Below are 21,999 nucleotides of genomic sequence, written 5' to 3'. Positions count from 1 at the left end.
TTTGAAATGATAGAGCCCGGCATCTACAAAGAAGTGATGGCCTCCTTCCCCTCCGGGGTGACGGTGGTCACCACGCTGGACCCGGAAGGTGGCATCGCCGGCATCACCGCCAGCGCCTTCAGCGCGCTGTCGATCGACCCGGCGCTGGTATTGTTCTGCCCCAACTACCAGTCGGACACCTACCCGATCCTGCGCGACAGCAAGCGCTTCGCCATTCACCTGCTGTCTGCCGACCAGCAGGCGGAGGCCTACGCGTTCGCCAGCAAGGGCAAGGAAAAGGCCCGCGCCATCGCCTGGCATCTCAGCGAGCTGGGCAACCCGCTGCTGGAAAACGCCACGGCGATCATCGAGTGCGAACTGTGGCGTGAATACGACGGTGGCGACCATGCCATCATCGTCGGCGCGGTGAAGAACCTGATCCTGCCCAGCGAGCCGTTGGCGCCCATGCTCTACCATCGCGGCAAACTGGGTGCGATGCCGAGCCTGGGCTGACCGACCCTGCGCTGGGCGCTCCTGTCGACCGGACCTGGGCAAATCACCGGTCGCGGGTCGGCAGCACCGGGTGGCGTGTTAGACTCGCCGCTGTTTTTTTGCCTTTTCAACAGAGCGGACCCGATGAAACGCCTGCCCCTCGACGACAGCTTCAAGGTCAATCGCAACCCCGTCACCCTGCGCGAAATCGTGCTCGACAAGTTGCGCAGCGCCATCATGAATTTCCAGCTTCTGCCCGGCGACCGCCTGGTGGAACGCGACCTGTGCGAGCGCCTGGGCGTGAGCCGCACCTCGGTGCGTGAAGCCCTGCGCCATCTCGAATCCGAAGGCCTGGTGGAGTTCGCCGACGCCAAGGGCCCACGCGTGGCGATCATCACCCTGGAAGACGCCCGCGACATCTATGAACTGCGCTGCGTGCTCGAGGGCCTGATCGTCCAGCTGTTCACCCTCAATGCCAAGGCCAAGGACATCCGCGCCCTGGAAAAGGCGCTGGCGGTCAACCGCAAGGCCCTTGAGGAACGCGCGTTATCGGACGTGCTCAACTCCGTCCAGGGCTTCTACGACGTGCTGCTCGAAGGCTCCGGCAATCAGGTCGCCGCGACCCAGCTGCGCCAGTTGCAGGCGCGCATCAGCTACCTGCGGGCCACCTCGGTGTCGCAGGAAAACCGCCGCGGCGTCAGCAGCGACGAGATGGAGCGCATCGTTGCCGCGATCAAGAGTGGCGATCCGATGGCGGCGCACCAGGCCTCGGTCGATCACGTGCGCGCTGCGGCCAAGGTGGCTTTGGAGTCGTTGCGCCAGCAACGCAACGACGACCACAAGGTCCGCGACATCGCTGCGCCCATCGCCCTCGACGAACCCCGTATCGGACGCTGACATGGCCACTCCCCGGTTCTGCCCACACTGCGGTGCCGGCGGCCTGAGCCTGGGCATTCCGGCGGGCGATACCCACGAGCGGACCTTCTGCGCCGGTTGCGGGCACGTGCATTACGTCAACCCGAAAGTCATCACCGGCTGCATCGTCGAAGCCGATGGCAAGTACCTGCTGTGCCAGCGCGCCATTCCGCCGCGACCCGGCACCTGGACCCTGCCCGCCGGCTTCATGGAAAGCGGCGAGACCACCGAGGAAGGTGCCCTGCGCGAGCTGTGGGAAGAAGCCGGCGTGCGCGCCGAGATCATCTCCCCGTACTCGATCTTCAGCGTGCCGCGCATCAGCGAGGTGTACATCATCTTCCGCGCCATGGCCCTGGAAGTGACGGACGACTTCGGTCCGGAAACCGCCGCGCGGCAATTCTTCGCGCCGGCGGACATTCCCTGGGACAGCATCTACTACCCCGCCATCCGGCAGATCCTGGAGCGCTACATTCAGGAACGCGCGACCGGTACCTACGGCATCTACATGGGCAATGACGACACCGGTCGCATTCACTTCATGCGCTAGCCGCCGATCGCCTCGCAACCCTCCACGATGATCACCTCGGCCCTGGCCGCACCTGCGCGCAGGCTGGCTGCGGCCTGGTATTCGCTGGACTGGTAGCAGGCCTGCGCCTGGGCGTACGAATCGAACTCGATGACCACACTGCGCTGCGGCGTGGCCCGGCCTTCCATGGCCTGCGAACGGCCGCCTCTAGCCAGCATGCGGCCGCCGTACTGGGCGAAAACCGCGGGTGCGCGCTGGGTGTAGAACCCGTATTGCGCCGGATCGGTGACGTCCACATGAGCAATCCAATAAGCCTTCATTTTCACCTCGACAGGGGGATTGTTTGCGTATTATGGTATACCACGATTCAGCTGATTGTCCCAATCGGTCAGCCACGATCGGTCAGCCCGGATCCGTATCCAAGTACGTATCAAAGATCCCGTAAAAGAAAGAGCCCGTGAAAGAGAGTGCAGGCATGGCGTTCAACAGCATCGAAGAAATCATCGAGGACTTTCGCCAGGGCAAGATGGTGTTGCTGGTGGACGACGAGGACCGCGAAAACGAAGGCGACCTGCTGCTTGCCGCCGACTGCTGCACGGCCGAAGCGATCAGCTTCATGGCCCGCGAAGCCCGTGGCCTGATCTGCCTCACCCTCACCGACGAACGCTGCCAGCGGCTGGGCCTGGAGCAGATGGTCCCCAGTAACGGCAGCGGTTTCGGCACGGCGTTCACGGTGTCCATCGAAGCGGCCAGCGGAGTCACCACCGGCATTTCCGCCGCCGATCGCGCCCGTACGGTCGCCGCTGCGGTAGCGCCACGGGCCGGCGCCGCCGACCTGGTGCAACCGGGCCACATCTTCCCCCTGCGCGCCCGTGAAGGCGGTGTGCTGACCCGCGCCGGGCATACCGAGGCCGGCTGCGACCTGGCCCGCCTGGCCGGTTTCACGCCCGCCTCGGTGATCGTCGAAGTCATGAAAGATGACGGCACCATGGCCCGCCGTCCGGACCTGGAACTGTTCGCCGCTCGCCATGGCATCAAGATCGGCACCATCGCCGACCTCATCCACTACCGCCTTAGCAACGAACACACGGTCACCCGCATGGGCGAACGCGAACTGCCTACGGTGCACGGTACGTTCCGCCTGGTCAGCTACGAAGACCGCATTCAGGGCGGCGTGCACATGGCCATGGTCATGGGCGACATCCGCCGCGATGAACCGACGCTGGTGCGCGTGCACGTCATCGATCCGCTGCGCGACCTGGTTGGCGCCGAGTACACCGGCCCGGCCAACTGGACGCTGTGGGCCGCGCTGGAAAAAGTCGCCGAGCATGGCGCGGGTGTGGTGGTAGTGCTGGCCAATCATGAATCGTCCCAAGCCCTGCTGGAGCGCGTCCCGCACCTGACCCAGCCGGTGCGCCCCTATTCACGCACCCAGACCCGCATCTATTCGGAAGTCGGCACCGGCGCGCAGATCCTGCAGGACCTGGGCGTCGGCAAACTGCGCCACCTGGGCCCGCCGCTCAAGTACGCAGGCCTGACCGGCTACGACCTGGAAGTGGTCGAAAGCATCCCGTTTCACGCGTCAACCACTGAGGCCTGAGCCTTGAACGGCAACGGCCCCTGAGGCAATCGATCCACCAGGTCTTCACGACCTGACTGCTCCCGATACGCGGGTGTGGAAACAGCCCGCTCAAACAATGACAAAAGAGGGCGTACACGATGGTATTCAAGAAACGTGCGATAGCGGCGTTGGCTGCTGCGACCCTGGCATTCACGGCAGGCACTGCCGTGGCGGCCGAGACGCTGAGTTTCGTCAGCTGGGGTGGCACCACCCAGGATGCGCAGAAGTCGTCATGGGCCGACCCGTTCAGCAAGAGCAGCGGCACGGCGGTGGTCATGGACGGCCCGACCGACTACGGCAAACTCAAGGCCATGGTCGAGAGCGGCAACGTGCAGTGGGACGTGGTCGACGTGGAAGCCGACTTCGCTCTGCGCGCGGCCAGCGAGGGTCTGCTCGAACCCATGGACTTCAAGGTCATCGACCGCAGCAAGCTCGACCCGCGCTTCGTCTCGGACTACGGCGTGGGCTCGTTCTACTTCTCCTTCGTGCTGGGCTTCAACGAAGGCAAGGTCGCCGCCGGCAAGCCGCAGGACTGGACCGCGCTGTTCGACACCAAGACCTACCCCGGCAAACGCGCGCTGTACAAGTGGCCCAGCCCAGGCGTGCTGGAGATCGCCCTGCTGGCCGACGGCGTCGCTGCCGACAAGCTCTATCCGCTGGACCTGGACCGGGCCTTCAAGAAGCTCGACTCGATCAAGAAGGACATCGTCTGGTGGGGCGGCGGCGCGCAGTCCCAGCAATTGCTGGCGTCCGGTGAAGTCGCCATGGGTCAGTTCTGGAACGGTCGCGTTTACGCCCTGCAACAAGACGGCGCCCCCGTGGGTGTGAGCTGGAAGCAGAACCTGGCCATGGCCGACTTCCTCGTCGTGCCCAAGGGTTCGAAGAACAAGGAGGCTGCCATGCGCTTCGTGGCCAACGCCACCGGCGCCAAGGGCCAGGCCGACTTTTCCAACCTGACGGCCTACGCGCCGGTCAACACCGAAAGCGTGCAGCGCCTCGACTCCGTCCTGGCACCCAACCTGTCGACCGCGCACGTCGACGACCAGATCACTCTGGACTTCGCCTACTGGGCCAAGAACGGTCCCTCTATCGCGACACGGTGGAACGAATGGCTGGTCAAGTGAAGCTGTCCTCGCCCTCCGCTCTGGGCAGCACCGGGGGCGCCGCCGGCGGCCCCGATGCACTGCATGCGGTCCAGCCACGAGCGAGCCTGTTCCAGCGCTGGCGGGGTTCGGGCAACCTGCTGCCGGCGCTGTTGTTCCTCGGCCTGTTCTTCTTCGCTCCACTCATCGGCCTGCTGCTGCGCGGCGTGCTGGAACCGACGCCGGGGCTGGACAACTACCGTGAGCTGTTCGCCAACTCGGCCTACGCCAGGGTGTTGTTCAACACCTTCTCGGTGGCCGGGCTGGTGACCCTGTTCAGCGTGTTGCTGGGCTTTCCCCTGGCCTGGGTGATCACCCTGGTTCCGCGCGGCTGGGGCCGCTGGATCTTCAGCATCGTGCTGCTGTCGATGTGGACCAGCCTGCTGGCGCGCACCTATTCCTGGCTGGTATTGCTCCAGGCGTCGGGGGTGGTCAACAAGCTGCTCATGGCGCTGGGCATCATCGACCAGCCGCTGGAGATGGTGCACAACCTCACCGGCGTGGTGATCGGCATGAGCTACATCATGATCCCGTTCATCGTGCTGCCGCTGCAGGCGACCATGCAGGCGATCGACCCCATGGTGCTGCAGGCCGGTGCCATCTGCGGCGCCAGCCCCTGGACCAACTTCTTTCGGGTGTTCCTGCCGCTGTGCCGCTCGGGGCTGTTCTCCGGCGCCTTGATGGTGTTCGTCATGTCGCTGGGTTACTACGTCACCCCGGCCCTGCTGGGTGGCGCACAGAACATGATGCTGCCCGAGTTCATCGTGCAACAGGTGCAATCGTTCCTCAATTGGGGTCTGGCCAGTGCCGCTGCGGCGCTGTTGGTGCTGATCACCCTGGTGCTGTTCTATTTCTACCTGAAGCTGCAACCGGAATCCCCGGTTGGCGCCAGCAATTCGAGGTAAGTCATCATGCTTCTTACCCCCAATGCCATGAGCCGGCGCCTGCGCGTCGGCCTCTACCTCACCACAGCTGCGATCGGCCTGTTCCTGCTGCTGCCGATCGTCTTCATCGTGCTGCTGTCGTTCGGCTCGTCCCAATGGCTGGTGTTTCCACCTCCGGGCTGGACTACCAAATGGTACCTGCAGTTCTTCGCCAACCCGGAGTGGATGGCGGCGGCCTGGTCGAGTCTGAAAGTCGCTGCGCTGACCACCGTCTTCGCCGTGCTGCTGGGCCTGCCCACGGCCTTTGCACTGGTGCGCGGCAAATTTCCGGGGCGCGAGCTGCTGTATGCGTTGTTCACCCTGCCGATGATCGTGCCGCTGGTGATCATCGCCGTGGCCGTGTACGCGCTGTTCCTCAAGCTGGGCTACACCGGCACGCTGTTCTCCTTCGTGGTCAGCCACGTGATCGTGGCCCTGCCCTTCACCATCATCTCGATCATCAACTCGCTGAAACTGTTCGACCAGTCCATCGAGGATGCCGCGGTGATCTGCGGCGCGTCGCGCCTGCAGGCGATCTTCAAGGTCACCTTCCCGGCGATTCGGCCGGGCATGGTGGCCGGCGGCCTGTTCGCGTTCCTGGTCTCGTGGGACGAGGTGGTGCTCAGCGTGATGATGGCCAGCCCGACCTTGCAGACCCTGCCCGTGAAAATGTGGACCACCCTGCGCCAGGACCTGACGCCGGTGATCGCCGTCGCCTCGACGCTGCTGATCGCCCTGTCGGTGCTGGTCATGGTGGTCGCCGAAATCATTCGTCGCCGTAACCCCGTCAACGCCTAGGAGCTGGACATGAGTGCAGTGATCAAACAACAACCGGCCGTGCAGGCCGGCGACACCCTGGTCAGCCTGCGCGGCTTGAACCGTCACTATGGCGACTTCGCCGCGGTTGACAACATCGACCTGGACATCAAGGACGGTGAGTTTCTGACCTTCCTCGGCTCCAGCGGCTCGGGCAAGAGCACCACGCTGTCGATGCTGGCCGGGTTCGAGACGCCCAGCTCTGGAGAAATTCTGGTCGGCGGCCAGTCACTGGTGAACGTGCCCCCGCACAAGCGCGGGATCGGCATGGTGTTCCAGCGCTACTCGCTGTTTCCGCACCTGTCGGTACGCGACAACATTGCTTTCCCTCTGGACATCCGCAAACTGAGCCGCGCCGAACGCGACCGCAAGGTCGATGCGATGCTCAAGCTGGTGCAGCTGGAGGCCTTCGCCCACCGCCGCCCGGCGCAGCTGTCCGGTGGCCAGCAGCAACGGGTGGCCATCGCCCGCGCGCTGGTCTACGAGCCGCGCATCCTCCTGATGGATGAGCCGCTGGGCGCCTTGGACAAGAAGCTGCGCGAAGACCTGCAGGACGAACTGCGGCAGTTGCACCGACGCCTGGGCATCACCATCGTCTACGTGACCCATGACCAGGAAGAAGCCATGCGCCTGTCGCAGCGCATCGCCATCTTCAGCCACGGCAAGATCGTCGGACTGGGCAGCGGCTACGACCTCTACCAGAACCCGCCCAATGCCTTCGTCGCGTCGTTCCTGGGCAATTCCAACTTTCTCAAGCTGACCACCACCAGCAACGGTTCCGCCACCTTCGAAGGCGCCAGCCTGGGCATGCGCCTGACCCCTGGCGCCAATGCCGGACAGCAGGTGCTGCTGATGGTACGTCCGGAGAAGGCCCAGGCCTTGAGCGTTGCCCAGGCGGCAGAGCAACCGCTATTGCCAGGCTGGAACCAGATTCCGGCCACCGTCACCGAGACCCTGTTCCTGGGCGAAAGCCAGACCTGCAGCGTTGTCACCCGAGGCGGTACGGCGATGACGGTCAAAGCCTTGTCAGCGGCCGGTATGCCCCTGCAGGCCGGTGAGCAGGTCCAGGTGCGCTGGGCAGCGGCGGACGCTTGCGTGTACACGCATTGGGAGGACGGCGATCTGAACAAGGCGGCCGGCACACACTGATCTGTCGACACACCCAGCAATCGCCGCAACGCAAAAGGCCCCGAACGATCGGGGCCTTTTTGCAACTGATCGCCGGGTAGCCAGCGCTACTTGGCGTATCCGGCCCGCAGTCGTTCGGCACGTTGCTGCTTGCGGGTCGCCAGGCAGTAGAACAGCGGACAGGTGACCACGATGCCCACCAGCCAGGACAGGTCCGCGCCTTCGACCAGATGGGCATAGGGACCGACATACAACGCGGTGTTGGCGAACGGCAACTGCACGGCGATGCCACAGGCGTAGGCGATGATCGCGTGCCAATTGAAGCGGCCGTACTGGCCGCCATCGGCTGCAAAGATCGACTCGATGTCGTAGTCGCCGTACTTGATCAGGTAGAAGTCGATCAGGTTGATGCAGGCCCACGGCACCAGTACCAGCAGCAGGGCCAGGATCAAGCCGATGAAGTCCTGGATGAAGTCGCCCGACGCGCCCACCGCCACCACACAGCACCCGCTCAACACCAGCGCCGACAGCACGATGCGCACCTTCACACTCGGCGTCCAGTGGGCGATGAACGTCTGTACGGCGGTGACGATGGCCAGTACCGCACCGTACAGGTTCAGCGCGTTGTGGCTGATGATGTTGAGCAGGAACAGCAACATCAGCACGGGGCCCAGCACGCCGGTCGCCTGCTCAACCGCAGTCATCGCTTCGGTGCCTGGCGGCGTTGCCAGCACTACCACGGCGCCGAAGCTGAACGACAGGATGGTCCCCAGCGTGGCGCCGGCGTAGGTGGCCCAGAACGGCTTGGCGATTCCGATATCGCTGGGCAGGTAGCGGGAGTAGTCCGACACGTAGGGCGAAAAACTGACCTGCCAGATCACCCCCAGCGACACCGTGGCGATGAACCCTGCCAGGGTGAACCCGCCTCGGGTCAGGAAATCGACCGGCAGCGGCTGACTGAACACGAAGGCGAAGCCGGCGAGCAGCGCGCCGCCCATGACCCAGGTGCCGATCCGGTTCAAGGTGTGAATGAAGCGGTAGCCGAGCACGCCGATGGCGGTCGCGGCCAGGGCGCCGATGAGGCTGCCCAGAGGCAATGAAATCGGCTCGACCATGGCGTGGATCGATTTCCCGGCCAGCACGATGTTGGAGATGAAGAAACCGACGTAGATCAACGCAGCGAAGAACACGATCAACAGCGCGCCGAACCGACCGAATTGCCCTCGACTCTGGACCATCTGCGGTATACCCAGCCTTGGCCCCTGCGCCGAGGACAGGGCAATGACCACACCCCCCAGGCAATGCCCCAACACGATGGCCAGCAACCCCCAGGCGAGATTGAGGTGGAAGACCTGGACCACCATGGCGCCGGTGACGATCGGCAACGGCGCGATGTTGGTGCTGAACCACAGCGTGAAGAGGTCCCGAGCCCGCCCATGGCGCTCGGCGTGGGGGACCTGCTCGACGGTATGGCTCTCGATCAATGGGTCTTGCGATGAACGCTCGGACATAGGGTTTCACTCGAGTCTGTTGTTGTTCTTGTAGGAATCCGGGTCACCAGGCGCGACCCGTTTCTGATAGACAAACCATATTACGGTATACCAAGAAAACGCAAGTGAGCGTCTGACCCCAACCTGTTTCAAAAGACCACCTGGACCGCAGCGCAGCTCTGAAATTGAGGGTTGCACAAACGATTCTTTGGTATACCATCAGACCAATAAATATTCGAACAAACCCGAGGTACCTTTGATGATCGATGCCGAAATCTACAAACAAGTCATGGGCTCGTTCCCCTCTGGCGTGACCGTGATCACCACGCTGGACGATCAAGGCCAGCTCGTGGGCATGACCGCCAGCGCCTTCAGTTCGCTGTCCATCGATCCGGCCCTCGTGTTGTTCTGCCCCAACTACAAGGCCGACTCCTATCCTCACCTGATTCGCAGCAAGCGCTTCGCCATCCATCTGCTCTCCAGCGACCAGCAAGCCGAAGCCTACGCCTTCGCCAGCAAGGGCAAGAACAAGGCCGATGGCATCGCATGGAGCCTGAGCGCGCTGGGCAATCCGGTCCTCGACAACGCCATCGCGGTCATCGAGTGCGAACTGTGGCGGGAATACGAAGGCGGCGATCACGCGATCATGGTCGGCGCGGTCAAGAATCTGCTGGTGCCCAGCGCCCCGCAAACCCCGTTGGTCTATTGCCGCGGAAAAATGGGTGCCCTGCCCACGTTCGCCTGACATATCCCACGCCATTGACTGTCCGGGCCACGGCACGCCCCTGGCCGGGACGAACCACCGCCAACAGATCCGAGGTAGGCAAGATGAAATTTTCGCTGTTCGTGCACATGGAGCGCTGGGACGAGAAGACCAGCCACCGCCAGCTTTTCGAAGACCTGACCGAGCTGACCCTGATGGCCGAAGAAGGCGGGTTCAGCACGGTGTGGATCGGCGAACACCACGCCATGGAGTACACCATTTCCCCCAGCCCCATGCCGCTGCTGGCCTACCTGGCCGGCAAGACCACGACCATTCACCTGGGCGCCGGCACCATCATCGCGCCGTTCTGGCACCCGCTGCGAGTTGCCGGTGAATGCGCCCTGCTGGACGTGATCAGCAACGGACGCATGGAAGTCGGCCTGGCTCGCGGCGCCTACCAGGTAGAGTTCGATCGCATGGCCGGTGGCATGCCCGCCAGCAGCGGCGGCAACGCACTGCGCGAGATGGTGCCGGTGGTGCGCAAGTTGTGGGAAGGCGACTACGCCCATGACGGCGATATCTGGAAATTTCCCACCTCCACCAGCGTGCCGAAGCCGGTCAGGACGCCACCGATGTGGATCGCTGCGCGCGACCCCGACTCGCACAACTTCGCGGTCGCCAATGGTTGCAACGTCATGGTCACGCCGCTGATGAAGGGCGACGAGGAAGTGGTCGATCTGAAGAACAAGTTCGAAGCGGCCCTGGCCAACAACCCAACCGTACCGCGCCCGCAATTGATGGTGCTGCGTCACACCCATGTTCACGGTAACGACGACCCCGAAGGCTGGAAGGTTGGCGCCACGGCGATCTCGCGGTTCTACCGCACCTTCGATGCCTGGTTCGGCAACAGGACCACCCCGGTCAACGGCTTCCTGGAACCCAGCCCGGAATCCAAGTTCGCCGAGCGCCCGGAGTTCGAACTGGAGAACATCCGCAAGAACACCATGATCGGCACACCCGAGCAGATCATCGCGCGCATCAAGCATTACCAGGAGTTGGGCGTCGACGAGTTCAGCTTCTGGTGCGACAACAGCCTGCCCCATGCCGAAAAGAAGAAATCGCTGGAGCTGTTCATCAATGAGGTGGTGCCGGCGTTTCGATAGCCTTGAAGCGTCAATGAAAGAACCGGGCACTTGCCCGGTTTTTTCATGAGTGACTGAAGCGAGAGGCGGCCTGCATTTCTTCGACAAGCACCTGCACAAGCCTCTGTGCAGGTAGCTCCCTGGCCAGCGGCGCACCCTGCCCCGCCCATTGTGCAGCAAAGTCGTGGCAGCCCTTGGCGCTGGCCGCCCCATGCAAGGCTTTGGCAGCGTCGTAGGCCAGCGGATACTCGGCTGGCAGAGGAACCCTGTCGGCCCCGGACTCCAGGTACAGGCGATTCGGAATGCCCCGGGCCGGGCGGCCGGATAGGTAGCTGGTCACCCGGGTCTGATGGGCCTTAGGACCTTTCAACGCTTCTCGATGCGCTGGCGTTGCACAGGACTCCGGGCACAGGATGAACGCCGTTCCCAACTGACAGGCGCTGGCGCCAAGCATCATCGCTGCATTGATTCCAGCCCCCTCCATGATCCCGCCTGCAGCAATGACTGGAAGATCCACCGCCGCAATGATAATGCGCAACAGCGCAAACAGCCCCATCTGCTGGTCTTTACCGAACGCATCATCGAACACGCCGCGATGCCCGCCGGCTTCATAGCCCTGCGCAACGATCGCCTGAACCCCTGCCTGCTCAAGCTGCCGGGCTTCGGACAACGTGGTTGCACAACCCATGGTGTAGATGCCCGCCGACTTGAGTTCTTCGATCCACTGCGCAGGCGGCGCGCCGAAATGAAAGCTGACGACAGCGGGCTTCTCTTCGACGAGCATGTCAAGCATGGCGCGGTCGTCGACAAAGCTTTTGTAGATTTCCTTCAGGACCGTTGGCGGTACACCCTCGAACTCGGCAAACAAACTCGCAAGATACTTCAGCCACGCTTCGTTTCTGGCGTGATCGAACACCGCAGGGCGATGGCAGAACATATTGACGTTGAAGGGGTTGCCCGTCAGCGCCCTGGTCTGCCAAATCAGCTCACGCCCCTGTTCTGGCGTACTGGCGCCCAGACCGATGGAGCCCAATGCGCCAGCGTTGGAAACAGCCGCTGCCAATTGCGGCGTCGAGACACCTACCATGGGCGCTTGAATGATAGGGTGCGTTATCCCCCACTCGGACAGCCTGTCGGGTTTTGGCATTTCTTATCCCTCCTCTCGATTGGTCGTGCGGGTTCGCGATCCAACCTGACCTGACCCGTACTAGGCCAGCTCTTCTGCTGGTCCGAAAAACTCATAATGCGCCTGGCCGTCCGGCACGCCCATTTCATGCAGGCTGCGCTTCATGAACGCCATGAACGGCTTGGGGCCCAGAAAATAGGCTTCGACGTCTCGGCCTGCGGGCATCCATTGTTGCAGCTGCTCTATCGAAGGCATGCCGACAGCATCGGGCTGTGCTGCTGAGTCGGCACTGGCTTGGTTATATACGATGTAGGCCTTGAATTGCGGAAAGCGTTGCGACCACTCGCAAAGCAAGTCCTTGAACGCTTGAGCCTGGGCATTTCTTGCGTAGTGGATGAAGACGACTGGACGCTCACCTGCCTGCAGCGCGGTCTCGGCCATGGCGATCGTCGGCGTGATGCCCACCCCGCCGCTGATCAGCACCAATGGCTTGGTACCTTCAGCCAGCGTGAAGTTGCCCGAGGGTGGAAACAGCTCGAGCACCGATCCGGCGATGACCTGGTCGTGCAGATAACTGGAGACCACACCAGTGGGCTCGCGCTTCACACTGATGCGCAGTCCCACCCCTGAGGATGGCGCCGACAGCGAGTAACTGCGACGGTACTCGGTCCCCTCGATGTTCAGACGCAGGCTGATGTATTGCCCCGGTTTGTGCGCGATGACCGGTTTGCCATCGACCGGCTCCAGGTAGAACGACGTGATCTCACTGCTTTCAGGCACTTTGCAGGCGACCCGGAACAAGCGCCCACCGCGCCACCCGCCCGGTGCTGCGGCAACGCTTTCGTACACCTGTTCTTCGGCACCGATCAGCAGGTCGGCGAGCTGTTGATAGGCTGCCCCCCAAGCGGCTATCACTTCATCGGTGGCGATGTTTTCACCCAGGACTTCACGAATCGCGCGCAACAGGCAGGCACCCACGATCGGGTAGTGCTCCGGAAGGATTTGCAGCGCGACGTGCTTGTTGACGATCTGGCTTGCCAGCGGTCCCAGGTTTTCCAGGCGGTCGATATTGCGGGCATACATCAGCACGCCGTTGGCCAGCGCCCGAGGCTGAGACCCGCTCGCCTGATGCGCCTGGTTGAACAACGGTCTAACCTCTGGATGGCCGTCCAGCATGATGGTGTAGAAATGGGTCGCCAATGCCTCACCCCCCGTTTCCAGGAGCGGGATGGTTGCCTTGATGATATCGCGCTGAGCGTGAGTGAGCATGTGAACTCCGGATGCAGATTAGTGATATCGTCATAGCAACCGTCATGCCATCAAAAAACCCCAATGAAATCAGGCTACCATTGGTTTTCAAGAGTCGTTTCGACTCGGTTAAAAAGACTCAGACATGAAAGATAAGGTCATTTCGACTCAGTCATCACGGGCGCTTCAGGCGCTTCTGCCCCTGCTGGGTGACCTCACGGCCGAGATCAGCGCAGAACATCGTTACCAGCGTGTGCTCGATGCGCTACGGGAGCTGGTGCCGACCGATGCCGTGGCCATTCTGCGTCTTGACGATCACGTGCTGATCCCCGAAGCCGCCCGTGGACTGGCGGTCGATGCCCTGGCCCGACGGTACCCGGTGGACAGCCACCCACGCTTGAAAGCCCTCATCGAGGCACCGGGCGCGATACTTTTTCCGCCCGACTGCCCTTATCCGGACCCCTACGATGGCCTTATCGGCGCCAGCGCGTTGCCGGTGCACGACTGCATGGGCTGCGCCCTGCGCATCAACGAAAAGATCTGGGGTGTTCTGACCCTGGACGCGTTGAAGGTGGGTCAATTCTCCGCAGACGATCTGCAGACAGTGGAAACGTTCGCGCGCCTGGCTGCCGCCACCGTGGTGGCCGCCGGGCATTTCGACCAATTGATGCGCGCCCTCGAGGGTGAACGCAAGCGCGCCGATGCCTACCGACTGGCCCACCAGGGCGGGCCTCAGCGCATGATCGGCACCAGCGAGGCATTCAAACAGTTGCTGGGGGAAATCGACCTGGTGGCGCCCAGTGAACTGACCGTTCTCATTACCGGTGAAACGGGGGTTGGCAAAGAGCTGGTGGCGCGTCGGCTCCACAGCCACTCTCACCGCGCCGACAAGCCGATGATCAGCGTCAACTGCGCCGCCTTGCCGGAACACCTTGTTGAAAGCGAACTGTTCGGGCACGTCAAAGGCGCGTTCTCAGGCGCCGTCGAGAATCGCCTGGGCAAATTCGAGATGGCCAGTGGGGGTACGCTGTTCCTCGACGAGATCGGCGAGCTGCCGCTGTCGGTGCAGGCCAAGCTGCTCCGGGTGCTGCAAGGCGGTGATGTACAGCGCGTAGGGTCCGACCGTTCCCATGTGGTCGATATCCGGCTGCTGGCCGCGAGCAACCGAGACCTGGCTGAAGAAGTTCGGACCGGCCGCTTTCGCGCCGACCTCTATCATCGCCTGACCGTGTATCCGCTGCGCGTGCCGCCGCTGCGAGAGCGCAAGGAGGATATTCTTCTATTGGCCGGCGCGTTCGCCGAAGAAAACCGGTACCGCATGGCACTGCCCCCGGTCAGGTTCGCCGCCCCCGCCAAACAGGCGCTCGGTCACTACGCGTGGCCTGGCAATGTTCGCGAGTTGGAACACCAGATCGCCAGGGCCGTGCTGAAGGCGAAAAAGCGGGTTTCAGGTTCAGCCCGTAAAGACATGCTCGTCCTGATGGCAGACGACTTCGACCTGCCGGCTGCGACGACAACACTCAAAGCAGAACTCCCTGAGTCGCCCGACCCCACTCGGTCTGCGCCTGTCGACTACAAGGCCGCCGTGGATGATTACAAGAGAGAGCTTCTGGAAGGCGCATTGATCCAGCATCGAGGCAATGTCACTGCCGCCGCCAGGAGCCTTGGCCTGGACCGAGCCAATCTGGCAAGGCTTGCGGCACGGCTTGGTGTCAGGGTTCAGCGTGTGTAGGCACAAGCTTCAATCCGTGCTCATTGCTGAGCATCGAGCGAGCTATCGCGAACTCATGCTACTGCTGTGCAATGACTGAACTTGACAGGACTTCCTCGTCAAATCAAAGATTTAGTAAAAAACGAGAACCGATCCTGGAGCCTGAAGAAACAACTCGATGCAAAACAAAAAAAACGAATCGCCCGCTAGTACCCTATAAACACCAACGCAGCAAAAAATCAGCAACTTTCTTCAATGGTAACGGCGCCCCTGGCTCAAAACCGGATCGCCCTCATTGCTCGTTATGGTTAATCAGATAATGTCGCCCTTTCAAAAAAGTGTGTTCCTTATAGCTGTCATGGCGCTGATCTGGGGCGCTGGCTTGCCGGTTTCAAAGATTGGTGTTCAGGCCTTGGGCGCTTGGCCATTCCGATTGGCATGCGCTTTTATCAGTGTTCTTTTCCTCTACGCCGTATTTTGGAAACCTGTGAATGCCCTCAGCACCACCTTAGACGCCATGCTTTATCTAAAGCTTTTCATTATCGCAATTCCAAATGTTTTTCTCGTTCCGGTTTTAAACAATATAGCACTGGAGCACCTAAGCATTTCCGACTCCACTTCCCTAATCTATACAATGCCTTGCTTTACCTCTTTTTTTGCGATGATACTCAATCGTAAACTCGATGGTTTTTCCATTGCTTCACTGACGTTCTGCTCAATAGGCATCTGGTTGATTATCGGAAAACTTGAATTTTCTTCAAGCCACTTGATCATCCTGTCAAGCGCCGTCTCCTGGTCGATCGGCTCCCTCATCGCCCAGCGATTGAAGACTGATATAGATTTTCGGGTCAAAGTATTCTGGCAGGTCACCTTCGGTTGCTTTTGCACCTTCCTAGTGTCCCCGCTATTTCTAGATTGGCCCACCGAAATCGTGGCGTTTCCTGGAAGCTTGTCGTTATCTGCTGCTGCGGCGATTCTGTTTATGGGCATCGTTGGGGGCGCGATCGTTTTTTATATCTGGTTCTACCTGATCAAACTTCAGAGCGCCGAATACGCAAGCTACGCGACTTTATTTTCACCTGTCATTTCTGTTGTGTTGGCCATGACCTATTTTGGTGAAAAACCTTCAGCCAGCACAATCATTGGCTTTGCCCTCATTCTTGCCAGTGCGTTGATCGTGAATATAGTGCGGCCTGCATGGGTTTCAAGAAGCCTCCACCCATAAAGGCTAGAAGCTGGCCACAGCAGATACCGCACTAAAATCCAAGTACAGGCGCTCTCAGGCGGGTACCATCAAACACCATGGTTTAGAATGACTATCGACCAGACAGCTCCAAATGCCCGTCACAGCTCAATAGCGCGTTCCACTTATCCTCGCCTACGTCTACAGGGACCACCCACCAATTGGTCGCAGTGTCGTAAGTGGCACCTGACAGAACTTTGACGTTCTCAATGCCTTCTACAGGTGGGTGTTTTGTGAAGTAAGCCTTGACGGACTGATCAAAAAAATCTTGACCTTTGTCAGGGCAAAACATATCGCCGCTATCATCACAGCCAGCTAATGCTGCTAGCAATGCAGCACCGATGAAGATACCTTGGCGCATAGGGCTCCTTATTTTCGACCACTGAAACTGATTTCCTGACTACCTTCTATGACGATCAGGTAGTTGTTGCACCCAAATCTATCGCCCCAAAACCTAAGGAAATCGGTGAGCTTTTCCTGCATGTACGTTCGGTTGCTATGGTCTGCATCATATGCATCTGGCTTCAACGTGCAATACCCGTCAAATTGCCATCCACCGTCAGATATGATTTCGCTTGCATGTCGCGCAGAGGCGATAGCTCGGAGTTCAAGGCCCTCACATGATTCAGCGCTCCACATCGAGAGCACTTGATCTGGAGCTGTGTGGATCGCAGGAATAGATAGCCACAACCAGGCGTTGTCTAATCCCGACATGACGCGTCGCTTTTCGTCCCTGGTTGTGGGTCAACGTTTGTGTTGTTGCCTGCACATGGGTTGGCTGTTCATCGTGCCGATGAGGATGTGCCCATGCTCAACCCCGACAGCGGAACGCTCACCCCCTGACCGTCCACAACTGCTCGATCTGCGTCGTATAACTCTGGCTCATCATCTCCCGACGCATGCCCCAGTCCGGGTTGGTCGGCACAGCCGCCGGACGCAAAGTCCCCCTGCCCCAGCGACCGTTGACCGCGTCGAGCACCTGCATCAGGCGTTCGGCGGTGGCCGGTTGGGCGCTGGCGAACAAGTCGTCGGTGAACTCGCCGCGCTGGCACAGGCCCAGCAGGAGTATTTCGGCCTTGCTGTAGGTGAAGCCGCTGCGAAAGATGAATTCCAGGCCCTGCACCGCTGCCTTGGTCAACAGGCGCACATCGTCGGTGGGGTACGGCAGTTGTACCACCACGCCGTTGGCGTACTTGGCTTCCAGAGGGTTGAGCATGCCGGTGCGGATGCTCACACGCAGCTGCCGACACAGCGAACGTTGCGCACGCAGCTTCTCCGAGGCCCGCATCACATAGCTGGCCACCGCCTCGCGGATCGGGGCGATTTCGGTCAGGCGCTTGCCGAACATTCGGCTGCAGCAGATTTCCTGCTTGGGCGGATCGGGGTCTTCAAGTTCCAGGCACGGTGTGCCGCCCAGTTCGCGGGCGGTCTTTTCGATCACCACGCTGAAGCGGCTGCGCAACAAGGCCGGATCGGCGCAGCTCAAGTCCCAGGCGGTGGCGATGTTCATGCCCTGCAGGTGTGCGCTCATCTTGCGGCCAATGCCCCAGACGTCGCTCACCGGGGTGACCTTCAACAGGCGATCGCGGCGGCCGGCTTCGCGCAGGTCCAGCACCCCGCCCAGCTGTTTGTGCCACTTCTTCGCGGCATGGTTGGCCAGTTTGGCCAAGGTCTTGGTGCCGGCAATCCCTACCCCCACCGGTATGCCGGTGCGCCGGTAGACCTGTTCGCGAATGTCGCGGCCCAGTGCGTCCAGGTCCTGGTGCATGCCGGTGAGGTCGGCGAACGCTTCGTCGATGCTGTAGACCTCCAGGGCGGGCACCATGGACTCGATGATGCACATCACCCGTTCGCTGATGTCACCGTACAGCGCGTAGTTGGAGGAAAAAGCCACGATGCCGTGCTGGCGCAGCAGGTCCTTGATCTGGAAATACGGCGACGCCATCTTCACCAGCGCCTTGGCCTCGGCCGATCGGGCAATCACGCAGCCATCGTTGTTGGACAGCACCACGATCGGCGTCCTGGCCAGATCCGGGCGAAACACCCGTTCGCAACTGGCATAGAAGCTGTTGCAGTCGATCAGCGCGAAGACCGGTTCATTCCTTTTCATGGGCACGTACGCTGAAGGTCACCACGCCCCAGATCAACATCTCGTCGCCTTCCATGATGTAGCGCGGCGGGTACTCGCGGTTGGCCGACTTGAGGATGACCTCGCGACCGCGCTTGTGCAGGCGCTTGCACATGGGTTCGCTGTTCACCGCAGCAATGACGACATGGCCATGTTCGGCCTCGATGGAGCGGTCCACGATCACCAGGTCGCCGCAGAAGATCCCCGCGCCCTGCATGCTGTCGCCCTGGATGCGCACCAGGTAGATATGCGGTGCGCGGATCTCCAGCAGTTCATCCAGCGAAATGCGCTGTTCCATATGGTCGGCGGCGGGCGAAGGAAAACCGGCCGGGACCTTGAATGAATACAGCGGATGCGCGGTGCTGCCCGGAGCGAGCGGGCCAAGAATAGTGATCATGGGATTGCCTGGTATTGATACTGTACGAATATACAGTTAACTTTGTACGACCTTGGAGGTCAACAACAGACCGCGACAATCTGACGGAGAACACCATGTGTGGTCGCTACTCGATGTACGAAGCGATGAACGTCTATCTGCGTGAATTGGCCCCGCGTCAGCAGGTCATCAGTTATGTCGACCCGCAGCCGCAGGCGCGCTACAACATCGCGCCGACGCAGCGGGCCATGGTGTTGCAGGGCACCGAGCAGGGCTTGTCGATCGATTCGGTGAAGTGGGGCTGGGCGCCGTTCTGGGCCCAGGGCAAACGCCCTGCCCCGATCAACGCGCGGGTCGAGACGGTCGCGACCGGAAAGTTCTTCAAGCAGCTGTGGCCCAACGGCCGCGTGCTGATACCCGCCAACGGCTGGTATGAGTGGGTCAAGGACGCCGATGATCCGAAGAAGAAACAACCCTGGTTCATTCATCTTGCGGACGACAAGCCGATGTTCTTCGCCGCCCTCGCCCAGGTCACGCCGGGGCTTGAGCCCGGTGAAGGCGATGGTTTCGTGATCATCACCGATGCCAGCAATGAAGGCATGGTCGACATCCACGACCGCCGCCCGGTAGTGCTGGCGCCGGAGCAGGCACAGGAGTGGCTGGAAGCCGACCTGAGTGCCGAGCGCAGTATCGAGATCGCCCAGCACGAAGGCCGGCCGGTGGCCGACTTTCGATGGCATGCGGTGGGCAAGGCGGTTGGCAATGTGCGCAATCAGGGTGCCGAGCTGATTGCGCCGATCGATGAGGCGTCCTGAAGCCGTATTCGCCGCCCGCTGAACTCAGCCGATAAGGTTGACCGACGAACCGGGTTCGAGTTGTTCCGTGCCCAGCGCGTGAATCAAAGTAATCGCCTGGGTCGACAGCGCCCGCAGGTGCACGGTGATCACTTCATCGACCCGCGTCACGTCCACCCACTGCCCGTGAAACTGCACAGCGAGACTGACGTCGCCCAAGCCGGGCGGTGGTGCCGGGAACACCCGCAACCCTTCCACCGCCGGACACACGCCCAGGTAATGCCGCTGCATCACGTCCAGCGCGCCGGACATCGCCGCCAGGTGCACGCCCTCGCGGACTCCGCTGTCGGACTTGGCGTCCAGATCCGTGCGCAGGCAATGCTGGTAGTACGTCCACGAAGCGTCGCTGTCGGTGTGGGCCAGCGCACCGGCGCAGACCGTTTTCGACAGGCTGGATTCGTGGAAGACGTGGCCCAGGTGATAGTCCATGGTCCGCCGGGCGATGTCGCTGTCGAATGGGTAGCGTAAGCGGTCGAACAGCGCCTGCAACTGATCCTGTGACAGCAGGTAGAACAGCATCAGGGTGTCGGCCTGCTTGCTCACCTGATAGTGGTCGCAGTGATCGCCCTGGGCTTCGAGCATCCAGTCCAGGCGCGGATTGTCTTCGCGCTTCCACTCGTCCGGCGCGGGCTGCAGCCTGTCGAAGCCTTCGAACTGGTCGAGCACGCCATCGGCGGTGAACGGCAGGAACATGTTGCGGCTGACATGCTCCCAGTGCGATGCCTCGTCGGGGCGCAGCGCCAGGCGCTCGACGAGGTCCTCGCGCAGGACGGTGGGCAACCGCTGTAGCACGTCCAGCGCGCGGCACAGGGTCCAGACGGCCATCAGGTTGGTGTAGGCGTTGTTGTCCAGGCCCGGTTGCTCGGCATGGGGGTAAGCGTTGTGGTACTCGTCGGGGCCGATCACACCTTCGATGACATAGCGTTGCCGAGACTCGTCATAGCGGGCCACGCTGGCCCAGTAACGCGCGACTTCGATGATCAGATCACCGATCTTGCCGGCCAGTTGCTGCTCGTCGCCGGTCGCCAGGTAGAGCGTCCAGGCGTCGTAGGCCACGGCCGAGCCGATGTGGCGCTGCAAGTGTGTAGGGTCGGGCACCCAGTGACCGGAAAGCGGGTAGTACTGGAACGGCTGGGTCTGCTCTTCGCCGTCGTGGGCGCTGCGCCAGGGAAACATGGCACCGCCGTAGCCCAATCGGGCCGCTCGACGCCGCGCGGCCGGCAGGCGTGTGTGGCGGTAGTCGAGCAGTGAACTGGCCAGTTCCGGACGGTGTGTGGCGAACAGTGGAAAGGCGAATAATTCGTCCCAGAACACTTGGCCGAAATAGCCTTCCTGCCAGCCGCGCGCCGGAAAGCCCAGGTCACGGCCGATGCTCAACGGCGAAACCGTTTGCTGGATATGCCATCCGGCGAACTGCAGCGGATGATCCACTGCCGGATCGGCCACGCGGATGCGTCCGTATTCCCAGGTGTCTTGCCACGCCTGTTGGTGGGCGGTCAGTAACGCTGCATAGGGGGCGTCGGGCAATGCCGCCATGCTGCTGGACAACCCATGGAATTCGTCATCGACCTGCACGATGACGCGCTTTTCCAGCACCAGCGGGCCTTGCTCGGGCCACTCCACCGTACCCTCCTGCACCAGGCGATCGTCCACCACCTGACCCTGCCACTGGCACGGCGCTACGGTCTGCACCGCCACCGCCACCTTGCGCGATGGGTCCTCCAGGGTCGCCACCACCCCTGCCCGGCCGTCGGGCAGGTGCTCCCAGCGATGGCTGCGCAGGCGTCGGCCTTCGTAGTCGCGGTCGCGCTCGATCAGGTAGTTGCCGCGGCTGTTGTCCAGCGTCGCACGCACGCGAAGGCCAGTCAGCGGTGTCTGCGCGTGCAGCTCCCAGCGCAGCACCGCCAGTTGCGCATTGGCCAGGCTGACGAAGCGGGTCTCTACCAGCTCGACCGGTGTCCCGCCCAGCAGCAACGACAACCGACGGGTCAGTACACCGCGCTGCATGTCGACGTGCTGGTGATAGCTGCGCAGGGTGTCTTCGGCAAGCTCGAACCATGGCTGCTCGTTCAGCGAAAAGGTCAGGCCAAAGGGGTCGGGCAGATTGACCAAGGCCGCAATATGGGTCGTGGTGCCGTTGACCTGGCGCGCGGCATCGTCGTACCAGCCTGCACGGTAGAGGCCGGGGTAATGCCCCTCTGGACGCGGCACGGCGCAGGCTTCGGGCGAACATGCGCGCCACGAGATCACTCCGTTGGCCAAGGTGAACAGCGCTTCGCGGCGCTGCTCGTCGTCGAGTTCGAAATGGTCGAAGGCCAGTGAGTGGGTCGCTCGATCCGTCATCGGCGTGGTCCACGGGCGTGCAACAGGGAAACAGCGGTAACCGGCGTGGGCGTCATGCAAGGATTCCTCGAGTGTGCAGGCGTCGATAGTCAT

At 61.8% G+C, this 21,999-nt stretch carries 21 protein-coding genes and 1 pseudogene; 13 read left to right on the top strand and 9 right to left on the bottom strand.

Annotated features, from left to right (window positions below; translation table 11 throughout):
* Positions 1-6 precede the first annotated feature (6 nt).
* From AC788_RS07615 to AC788_RS07605, 3 genes are all read left to right on the top strand, one after another.
* Complete coding sequence (locus AC788_RS07615; protein ID WP_049860061.1) at positions 7-492, top strand: flavin reductase family protein; 486 nt, start codon at positions 7-9, stop codon at positions 490-492.
* A gap of 123 nt (positions 493-615) precedes the next feature.
* Entirely contained in the window at positions 616-1,368 is a 753-nt protein-coding gene (locus AC788_RS07610; protein WP_049860060.1) for a GntR family transcriptional regulator, read from the top strand.
* A 1-nt stretch (position 1,369) separates the two neighbouring features.
* On the top strand, positions 1,370-1,933 hold the full coding sequence (locus AC788_RS07605; protein ID WP_049860059.1) for an NUDIX hydrolase: 564 nt from the start codon (positions 1,370-1,372) through the stop codon (positions 1,931-1,933).
* Here AC788_RS07605 and AC788_RS07600 read toward each other — a convergent pair.
* Positions 1,930-2,232: a DUF1330 domain-containing protein gene (locus AC788_RS07600; protein ID WP_049860058.1), complete on the bottom strand. Its 303-nt coding sequence runs from the start codon at positions 2,230-2,232 to the stop codon at positions 1,930-1,932. The two genes, AC788_RS07605 and AC788_RS07600, sit on opposite strands and share 4 nt — an antisense overlap.
* A 155-nt stretch (positions 2,233-2,387) precedes the next feature.
* Here AC788_RS07600 and ribBA point away from each other — a divergent pair, with 155 nt between their 5' ends.
* From ribBA to AC788_RS07575, 5 genes are all read left to right on the top strand, one after another.
* On the top strand, positions 2,388-3,512 hold the full coding sequence (gene ribBA, locus AC788_RS07595) for a bifunctional 3,4-dihydroxy-2-butanone-4-phosphate synthase/GTP cyclohydrolase II (protein WP_049860057.1): 1,125 nt from the start codon (positions 2,388-2,390) through the stop codon (positions 3,510-3,512).
* Positions 3,513-3,631: 119 nt separating this feature from the next.
* Positions 3,632-4,657, top strand: coding sequence for an ABC transporter substrate-binding protein (locus tag AC788_RS07590; protein WP_049860056.1), 1,026 nt, complete (start codon positions 3,632-3,634; stop codon positions 4,655-4,657).
* Complete coding sequence (locus AC788_RS07585) at positions 4,642-5,580, top strand: ABC transporter permease (RefSeq protein ID WP_049860055.1); 939 nt, start codon at positions 4,642-4,644, stop codon at positions 5,578-5,580. The genes AC788_RS07590 and AC788_RS07585 overlap by 16 nt, the downstream gene beginning before the upstream one ends.
* 6 nt (positions 5,581-5,586) lie before the next feature.
* Complete coding sequence (locus tag AC788_RS07580) at positions 5,587-6,396, top strand: ABC transporter permease (RefSeq protein ID WP_049860054.1); 810 nt, start codon at positions 5,587-5,589, stop codon at positions 6,394-6,396.
* 9 nt (positions 6,397-6,405) lie between these two features.
* Positions 6,406-7,563: an ABC transporter ATP-binding protein gene (locus tag AC788_RS07575; RefSeq protein ID WP_049860053.1), complete on the top strand. Its 1,158-nt coding sequence runs from the start codon at positions 6,406-6,408 to the stop codon at positions 7,561-7,563.
* An 86-nt stretch (positions 7,564-7,649) separates the two neighbouring features.
* On the opposite strand, the gene AC788_RS07570 is transcribed toward AC788_RS07575, so the two are convergent.
* Positions 7,650-9,053, bottom strand: coding sequence for a purine-cytosine permease family protein (locus AC788_RS07570; protein WP_049860052.1), 1,404 nt, complete (start codon positions 9,051-9,053; stop codon positions 7,650-7,652).
* A 238-nt stretch (positions 9,054-9,291) separates the two neighbouring features.
* On the opposite strand from AC788_RS07570, the gene AC788_RS07565 reads away from it, so the two are divergent.
* A complete protein-coding gene (locus tag AC788_RS07565; protein ID WP_049860051.1) occupies positions 9,292-9,777 on the top strand; it encodes a flavin reductase family protein in 486 nt (161 codons plus the stop codon).
* An 83-nt stretch (positions 9,778-9,860) separates the two neighbouring features.
* Positions 9,861-10,898 (top strand): LLM class flavin-dependent oxidoreductase, encoded by a 1,038-nt coding sequence (locus AC788_RS07560; protein WP_049860050.1) that lies wholly within the window; start codon positions 9,861-9,863, stop codon positions 10,896-10,898.
* Positions 10,899-10,941: 43 nt separating this feature from the next.
* On the opposite strand, the gene AC788_RS07555 is transcribed toward AC788_RS07560, so the two are convergent.
* Together AC788_RS07555 and hmpA are read right to left on the bottom strand one after the other, a co-directional pair.
* Positions 10,942-12,024, bottom strand: a complete 1,083-nt coding sequence (locus AC788_RS07555) for an NAD(P)H-dependent flavin oxidoreductase (protein WP_049860049.1) — start codon at positions 12,022-12,024, stop codon at positions 10,942-10,944.
* Between the two features lie 60 nt (positions 12,025-12,084).
* On the bottom strand, positions 12,085-13,272 hold the full coding sequence (gene hmpA, locus AC788_RS07550; protein WP_049860048.1) for an NO-inducible flavohemoprotein: 1,188 nt from the start codon (positions 13,270-13,272) through the stop codon (positions 12,085-12,087).
* Between the two features lie 124 nt (positions 13,273-13,396).
* On the opposite strand from hmpA, the gene norR reads away from it, so the two are divergent.
* Positions 13,397-14,983 carry a nitric oxide reductase transcriptional regulator NorR gene (norR, locus tag AC788_RS07545; protein WP_049860047.1) on the top strand — a complete coding sequence of 529 codons (1,587 nt, stop codon included), beginning with the start codon at positions 13,397-13,399 and terminating at the stop codon, positions 14,981-14,983.
* Positions 14,984-15,281: 298 nt separating this feature from the next.
* Positions 15,282-16,187: a DMT family transporter gene (locus AC788_RS07540; protein WP_161804291.1), complete on the top strand. Its 906-nt coding sequence runs from the start codon at positions 15,282-15,284 to the stop codon at positions 16,185-16,187.
* Positions 16,188-16,278: 91 nt separating this feature from the next.
* Here the strand turns inward: AC788_RS07540 and AC788_RS07535 are convergent, their stop codons facing one another.
* From AC788_RS07535 to AC788_RS07525, 4 genes and pseudogenes are all read right to left on the bottom strand, one after another.
* Positions 16,279-16,566, bottom strand: a complete 288-nt coding sequence (locus AC788_RS07535; RefSeq protein ID WP_049860045.1) for a hypothetical protein — start codon at positions 16,564-16,566, stop codon at positions 16,279-16,281.
* Between the two features lie 163 nt (positions 16,567-16,729).
* Positions 16,730-16,870, bottom strand: a pseudogene (locus tag AC788_RS21275) (Com family DNA-binding transcriptional regulator); the annotation flags it as partial.
* A gap of 167 nt (positions 16,871-17,037) precedes the next feature.
* A complete protein-coding gene (umuC, locus tag AC788_RS07530) occupies positions 17,038-18,315 on the bottom strand; it encodes a translesion error-prone DNA polymerase V subunit UmuC (RefSeq protein WP_049860044.1) in 1,278 nt (425 codons plus the stop codon).
* Complete coding sequence (locus AC788_RS07525; protein WP_049860043.1) at positions 18,302-18,730, bottom strand: LexA family protein; 429 nt, start codon at positions 18,728-18,730, stop codon at positions 18,302-18,304. The genes umuC and AC788_RS07525 overlap by 14 nt, the downstream gene beginning before the upstream one ends.
* 95 nt (positions 18,731-18,825) lie before the next feature.
* Between AC788_RS07525 and AC788_RS07520 the strand changes: the two genes are divergently transcribed.
* Positions 18,826-19,524, top strand: a complete 699-nt coding sequence (locus tag AC788_RS07520; protein ID WP_049860042.1) for an SOS response-associated peptidase — start codon at positions 18,826-18,828, stop codon at positions 19,522-19,524.
* A gap of 24 nt (positions 19,525-19,548) precedes the next feature.
* On the opposite strand, the gene AC788_RS07515 is transcribed toward AC788_RS07520, so the two are convergent.
* Entirely contained in the window at positions 19,549-21,906 is a 2,358-nt protein-coding gene (locus tag AC788_RS07515; protein WP_049860041.1) for a glycoside hydrolase family 65 protein, read from the bottom strand.
* Positions 21,907-21,999 lie beyond the last annotated feature (93 nt).

Origin of the sequence: Pseudomonas sp. RIT-PI-a (assembly GCF_001187875.1) — a bacterium.
Taxonomy (GTDB): domain Bacteria; phylum Pseudomonadota; class Gammaproteobacteria; order Pseudomonadales; family Pseudomonadaceae; genus Aquipseudomonas; species Aquipseudomonas coleopterorum.
This window is presented reverse-complemented; position numbering and strand designations above follow the sequence as displayed.